We start from the raw sequence: 4690 nt of genomic DNA, 5'->3' as shown, positions 1-4690 counted from the left end.
CACTAGCACTTGTTGGGTTCTGCTTCGCTTAACAACATCCCCACTCCCAAAACTGATTTCGTGGCTCAATACTTAGCCTACAGGTGCCTCTACTAACACTTCACTAATGCAGTTACCCACATGTAGCGCATAGCTCGAGGGCTTAGCGGGTGGCTACCCTTACTAAGATGGGACTTTCACCCACTATTTATTTGCTAGCTTTGCCTAGCGTACTAAGCGCGCAGTTAATCAGTGAGGCCTTATTCGGCCTCACCTAATTCAACATTCCATGGCAGTAAATCGGTGAGATCAGTGCCAGATGCCCTCTGCGGCAGCTCTCGGAATAGATGCAAGAAGTAATAATAAGGGTTGATGTCATTTGGCTCGGCACGTCATTACGATGCTGTATAAGTTTGCACTCGCCTCGGCGCCAGCGACTGATTTTGAGAACAACCAGTTTTTCCGACCCGTTGTGAACGGCCTAATATCTCGTTCAGTCACATTGTTATCAATGCTGATTTTTCCGTCTTCAAGGTAGGTTGTTAATTTGTCCCATTGATTCAACGTGTAGTTGATGGCTTTACCTATCAAGCTTTTTGGCAGCACTTTTTCTCGGCTCTCTTTCAACCAAGCGTGGAACTCATCTAGTATTGAGATAGCTTTTTCTAATCGGTATTGATGACGCTCCTCTGCACTCAACGTTTTGCAGTGACTTTCTACCGCATAAAGTTTGCCGATGTAACTTAGGGCTTTTTCTGCTCGTCCTGAACTCCCTGCTGGTTGAGCTTTTTTTGCATCGGTGAACTTTCGCCTTGCATGCGCCATGCAGCCAGCAAGGGTAATAAGTTCTAGCCCCCTCATAACCGACATATCCATCACACAACAAGTAGCCTGCGTAATCACCAAGAAAGGTTTTCGGACAAGATTGAGCACGGCTTGGTTGATATTCATAGATAACAACAGGGTGCGGGGCGAACTCGCCACTGCGATACACCCACATGTACGATTTGCTTGTCGCGGCCCGGTCAGGTTCACTCAATACCTGCACAGTGGTTTCGTCAGCACAGATAAGTGGTTCTTGGAGAAGCTGCTGTTTCATCACTTCAACCAGCACGTTAACTTTAGCGCCAAGTTGAACACACCAGTTTGCTAACGTACCGCGGCTAATATCGATATCGGCACGCTTTAGGATCTCAACCTGGCGATAGAGTGGTAGTGCATCGACATATTTAGCGGTGGCAACAGCAGCAAGAGTTTCAGGGCTAGCGATACTCTTTGGGATCATACTGGCCGGTTTAGGCGCAGTAATGATCTGGCTTTTTAGCTCCGTTTTCTCACAGGATCGGCAGGCATATTTGGTTCGCTGATGACGGATCACGCTGACTGTCTGAGGGATGATTTTCAGCTCTTCCGAGGTTTCACTGCCACACTCATGCATGGCATCACCGCAACAGTCACAGTGTGGTGCATTCAATGTATGAACACGAGTTTCACGCTCTAGCGTCTTAGGCAGTGGTTTTCTGCCTTTCTTATGATGTTTTGGCTCGGGCTTATTTTGCTGCTCAGCCTCATTGAAGGTACCTTTGGGATGCTTCTCACTTTGAGCCGCGAAGCGTTTAGATTTACTCAGGTTGAGCTGCTCCGTGAGTAGTTGCACCGCACTTTTAAGTTCAATGACCTCTTCATTCATCATTTTCACCTAGTCTGACAGCGAAAAAGGATCGTTCAAGCGCAATATGCGGATCAGTATTCTAGCTCACACTTCTCGCCCGTATAGCGGTTGATGGGCTTGCGGGTTTTCAAGCATTAGCTCAGATAATAGCCAGTTTAGCTGCTGAGTAGAGATGTGGATATGGCCTGCTGCCGTGGGCTTTGGCCACTTAAAGTAGCCTTTTTCTAGTCGGCGATAATAGAGCCAAAAACCATTGGTATGGTGAGTAGACCAGAGGAGTCTCACCTCTAACCTCTCGCAGAACCATACGTGATACTCTCATATCATACGGCTCCCATTACCCAATCGTTGGTCTTCAAAATAGTGCCAGTGGATGAACAGACACGGTCGACTTTGTGCTACATGCTTTAGCCACTGTGCACTTTTCCGTTTATGTCCTGCAAGACGTTTATATTTTCGCCTTGCCCACCATCCTAATCTGAGTTCCAGATAGTTTGCTAGTTTACGCATTTGGGTGGGGTAAAAGTGTCCGTAGTATTGGAACCACCCCCGCAATATAGGGTTATATAAACGCGATAGCTCTTCCAACGTCGCAGGCGTTCTTACTGACAAACGCCAAGCTCTGATGCGTGACCGCATGGATTTTAATCCCTCATCACTTGCCGCTGGCAGAAAGCTAGTAAATAACTGTCCTTCCTTGTTCTTCGCCTTTCTTGGTCTAAAAGTAAAACCTAGAAAAGTGAATTCCTTTACTGGGTAAGCAAGAAGTCGATTACTGTCCTTACAGTACACAATCTTTGACTTAGTTGGATGCATTGTGAGCTTACACTCCTTCAGTCTTTCTTCTATTGCTCGAAGCAGATATTTCGCTTGAGCTTCGGAGTGACAATGCACGACTGCGTCATCCGCATACCTAGCAAAGGGACACTTGGGAGAAGTTTTACTTATCCAAGCATCAAATGCGTAGTGCATGAACAGATTCATCAGCAATGGACTAATGACACCACCTTGTTGTGTGCCTTGAGTTCGAGTCTCCAAAGCATTATCAACTGTGAGTGTTGATGCTTTTAACCATCTCTCGATGTAAAGCAAAGCCCACTTCACCTTTACGTGATGACGTACAGCTTTCATCAACAGTTTGTGATCGATATTATCGAACGCACCTTTGATATCAAACTCTACAACCCAATCCATCCGCCAGCAGCGTTGCCGAGTTTTCTCTACGGCCTGCAATGCAGACTTTCCAGGTCGATAGCCATACGAGTCAGTGTGGAAGCATGTGTCTATCTGAGGTTCGATTAACATCTTGACCACGTTGATATGCCCTCCAAACGAGTTGTTTTGAAATATCAAACGATTTTGTTGATGCCATATGGCTCCTTCCTAGTTTTGCTAGGTTGACTAAATTTCATCAACTGGATAATGCTGCCCCTTCGCTCCTTACCCATTACAGGTAATTCAACACTACTACGAGCAGCTCCGCCCCTGTATTTGACATCGGTATTCTTCCTCATGGTATTTGTCATTTCCCTTGTCATTCAAATCCAGGTTCCCACGTTCCATGCTACCGCCTAAAATCAAGCTCATGCCGCCTATACACCGATTGCCACTGAAACAGTAAGTAGGTTTCTTTCCAGCTTATCCTAGGGTTACTGGGCGCCCCTAGTTTTGACAACACGTAATCCTTAACGATGCGTCATCGGACGGTTCGCTTCCACTCATCTTCTTGATTCATACCTGATATCTTTATTGATACCTTTTCCAAAGTCGCTCACTACCATATCTCTTAAATACAGCAGCACTTGGCGGTTTGAAACCGAGCCCTACAGGCAGATTTCGGGAGGCCTTCTCCCATCAGTAGCACAGCTCCAGAAGGTGTTAGCCCTTTGTTCGTGGCACACCCCAGAATAGGATTTTTATTTTATCTCATCCTCGATTGCAGAAAATGAACCATGCGTTACTGAGCGGATCCATTTCTAACACGTCCGCCACAATCAGAGACAGGCCATCAATCGACTTGCGCATGTCGGTCACTCCAGACACGAGATAAATACTGCCACTGGGGATCATTGCAGGGCCTCAAGCCAATGACGAATTTGCCCGTGTGATAAATCACAGGGAAGGCACACCCGCAATCCGCTAGGCAGAAACACTTCAACGCATGAAGCCTCTACCTTTTCATCAAGCAGAACGGGTAATACACATTGAATCTCGTCATTAGTGCGTAGCTTTTTCAACCAATAGTAAAACGTCGCCAGTTTGATATTACGCTGCTGACAAAAGTCGGCTTTGGTGAACTCGCTTTGGGCTTGCTCATCGATAATCGATTGCCAATGTTGTTGTTTGGTAGATGTCATGGTGTTTCTCCTTAAATAAAGAAGAAACAGGATCACCTATATGGCTAGATTTTTGAATGTGTGGTTATTTAGACGCTTACAAATATTCAGAGCCGATGTATCGTTGACAGAAATCCGATAGCTACTAGGTGTTTCTATAATAAGTAGTATCGCCGCTGTCATCATGGGCAAAGACACCATCATGCTTTCAGTTTTAGGTGCGGGAGCAATTAACTTCTTCTGCCAATAACACAAGTTAGATGAAGTGACATGGTTCAGCTCACACCTGACGACAATAGTCATGCCGCTTTCTTTTTGTACTTGCCAGAGCTGAATTTTATCGTCTCGAGTCATAGTATAGCTCCATTGATGAAGGAGTTATATCAATACCATTCACGAGTTCTGATTAGTATGTGCGGGGAAATACCCGCTTACATTGATATTTTAACGAGCAATAGACGTAAAAAAGCCCGAGTCTTACGACTCGGGCTTAGTATAAGTGGCGGAGCGGACGGGACTCGAACCCGCGACCCCCGGCGTGACAGGCCGGTATTCTAACCAACTGAACTACCGCTCCGCAGCGTCTATTCAGCATTTAAGCAATTTGAAGCCTGGCGATGTCCTACTCTCACATGGGGAGACCCCACACTACCATCGGCGCTATTACGTTTCACTACTGAGTTCGGCATGGGATCAGGTGGGT

The 4690-nt window shown here is 46.2% G+C and carries 4 protein-coding genes, 1 tRNA gene, 1 rRNA gene and 2 pseudogenes; all 8 read right to left on the bottom strand.

Translation table 11 applies throughout. From position 1 onward, the window contains the following. Window positions 1-239: 239 nt before the first annotated feature. Window positions 240-1663: pseudogene (gene tnpC / locus L4D12_RS25145) on the bottom strand (IS66 family transposase); the annotation flags it as partial. A gap of 72 nt (window positions 1664-1735) precedes the next feature. After that, window positions 1736-1942 (bottom strand): annotated as a pseudogene (tnpB, locus tag L4D12_RS25140) (IS66 family insertion sequence element accessory protein TnpB); the annotation flags it as partial. A gap of 27 nt (window positions 1943-1969) precedes the next feature. After that, on the bottom strand, window positions 1970-2956 hold the full coding sequence (locus L4D12_RS25135; protein WP_428450555.1) for a reverse transcriptase domain-containing protein: 987 nt from the start codon (window positions 2954-2956) through the stop codon (window positions 1970-1972). Between the two features lie 621 nt (window positions 2957-3577). Beyond that, entirely contained in the window at window positions 3578-3721 is a 144-nt protein-coding gene (gene tnpB / locus L4D12_RS25130; protein WP_428450554.1) for an IS66 family insertion sequence element accessory protein TnpB, read from the bottom strand. Then, a complete protein-coding gene (gene tnpA / locus L4D12_RS25125) occupies window positions 3718-4008 on the bottom strand; it encodes an IS66 family insertion sequence element accessory protein TnpA (RefSeq protein WP_428450553.1) in 291 nt (96 codons plus the stop codon). Before tnpA ends, tnpB (L4D12_RS25130) begins: the two co-directional genes overlap by 4 nt. A 36-nt stretch (window positions 4009-4044) precedes the next feature. Next, on the bottom strand, window positions 4045-4341 hold the full coding sequence (locus L4D12_RS25120; protein ID WP_428450552.1) for a hypothetical protein: 297 nt from the start codon (window positions 4339-4341) through the stop codon (window positions 4045-4047). Between the two features lie 146 nt (window positions 4342-4487). After that, window positions 4488-4564, bottom strand: a tRNA-Asp gene (locus L4D12_RS25115). Window positions 4565-4596: 32 nt separating this feature from the next. Further along, window positions 4597-4690, bottom strand: a 5S ribosomal RNA gene (gene rrf / locus L4D12_RS25110); the annotation flags it as partial.

The sequence above is a fragment of the Photobacterium nomapromontoriensis genome (genome assembly GCF_050336815.1).
GTDB lineage: Bacteria > Pseudomonadota > Gammaproteobacteria > Enterobacterales > Vibrionaceae > Photobacterium > Photobacterium nomapromontoriensis.
The sequence above is the reverse complement of the archived record's forward strand: the minus strand, read 5'-3'. Positions and strand labels throughout refer to the sequence as shown.

Bases quoted from the DNA above. Each gene is read 5' to 3' on its own strand.
- L4D12_RS25120 (WP_428450552.1), bottom strand. From the start codon at position 4,341: ATGACTCGAGACGATAAAATTCAGCTCTGGCAAGTACAAAAAGAAAGC.
- tnpB (WP_428450554.1), bottom strand. From the start codon at position 3,721: ATGATCCCCAGTGGCAGTATTTATCTCGTGTCTGGAGTGACCGACATG.
- tnpA (WP_428450553.1), bottom strand. From the start codon at position 4,008: ATGACATCTACCAAACAACAACATTGGCAATCGATTATCGATGAGCAA.
- L4D12_RS25135 (WP_428450555.1), bottom strand. From the start codon at position 2,956: ATGTTAATCGAACCTCAGATAGACACATGCTTCCACACTGACTCGTAT.